This is a genomic window from Variovorax glucosi (assembly GCF_051216695.1).
Lineage (GTDB): Bacteria > Pseudomonadota > Gammaproteobacteria > Burkholderiales > Burkholderiaceae_C > Variovorax.
The window spans coordinates 1-1,622 of the sequence record NZ_JBPJZE010000053.1 but is presented as its reverse complement, the minus strand read 5'-3'; the positions used below and the strand labels follow the sequence as shown (position 1 = coordinate 1,622).

The following is a 1,622-nucleotide window of genomic DNA, read 5'->3' as shown; positions in this document are numbered from 1 at the left end:
TTGCCGCCGCGCAGCCTGCCGCAGGTTGCGCTGCATGTGCCGCGCGGTATTGACGCGGCCCACACCGTGGCCGGCATCGATGACCTGCGCGCCGGGTGGCATGCGGGCGCGCCGGTGGTGGCGCTGGTGTTCTATCGCTCGCATCTGCTTTCGGGCAACACGGTGGCTTTCGATGCGCTCGCTGCCGCATTGAGCGCAGAAGGGCTGAACCCGCTGCCGGTCGCGCTCGATTCGCTCAAAGACCCGCTGTGCCTGTCCACGCTGCGCGAGCTATGCATCGAGCATGACGTGCAGCTTGTGCTCAACACCACGGCCTTCGCGGCACTGGGGCAGGGCGCGCAGAACGAAGAGGGCGAAGGCATCGCGCTGGCCGGCGACGCACCCGTGCTGCAGGTGATCGTGAGCGGCGGCAACCGCGAAGACTGGCTGGCCGACAGCCAGGGCCTGCGCCCGCGCGACATCGCGATGCAGATCGCGCTGCCCGAGATGGACGGCCGCATCATCACCCGGGCCGTGAGCTTCAAGGGCCTGTCGCACCGCTGCGAACTCACGCAGACAGAGGTGGTGAACTACCAGCCCGAGCCCGATCGCATCGCCTTCGTGGCCGAGCTGGCGCGCCGTTGGTGCAGGCTGCGCAGCCTGCGGGCCGGCGAGAAGCGCATCGCGCTGATCCTTGCGAACTACCCGGGTAGCGAAGGGCGCATCGGCAGTGGCGTGGGGCTGGACACACCGGCTTCGGTGATGGCGATTCTGCGAGCGATGGCGGCCGAGGGCTATGCGCTGGGCGAGCCCGGCACGATGCCCACCGACGGCGATGCGCTGATGCGCAAGCTGCAGGAAGGCATCGCGAACGACCCCACGCAATGGACCGCGCGGCCGGCATGGCAGAGCTACGGGCTGGCCGAGTACCGCGCATGCCTGGCGAAGCTGCCCGACGGCATGGCGGCCGCCATCGACGCGCGCTGGGGGCCGCCCGAACAAGACCCGATGGTGCGAAACAACCGCTTCATGATCGCCGGCCTGCGACTGGGCCGCGTGTTCGTCGGCATCCAGCCTGCGCGCGCCCTGGGCACACTGGGTGCGGCCGACTACGCGAGCTATCACGACGCGGAGCTGGTGCCGCCGCACAGCTATCTCGCTTTCTATTTCTGGCTGCGCGAGGCTTTCGCCATCGACGCGGTGGTGCACGTCGGCAAGCACGGCAACCTCGAATGGCTGCCGGGCAAGAGCATCGCGCTGTCGCAGTCCTGCTGGCCCGACGCCATCCTCGGGCCGCTGCCCAATGTGTATCCCTTCATCGTCAACGACCCGGGCGAGGGCGCGCAGGCCAAGCGGCGCACGCAGGCGGTCATCGTCGACCACCTGATGCCGCCGCTCACGCGCGCCGAGAACCATGGTCCGATGCAAGACCTGGAGCGGCAGGTCGACGAGTACTACGACGCGCTGCTGGTCGACGCGCGCCGCGCCAAAGTGCTGCGTGCCCAGATCCTCGCGGCGGTGCGGGCGCAGCATCTGGTCGAGGAGCTGGGCATGCCGGGTGTGGAAGACGATGCGGTGCTCGCGCGCGTGGATGCCTACCTGTGCGAACTGAAGGAAACGCAGATTCGCGACGGGCTGCACGT

At 68.9% G+C, this 1,622-nt stretch carries 1 protein-coding gene; it reads left to right on the top strand.

Going from position 1 to position 1,622, the window contains the following annotated elements:
• Nucleotides 1–1,622 (top strand): cobaltochelatase subunit CobN (locus ACSFA3_RS22760; RefSeq protein ID WP_435507733.1); only part of this gene is annotated, 1,622 nt, incomplete at both ends.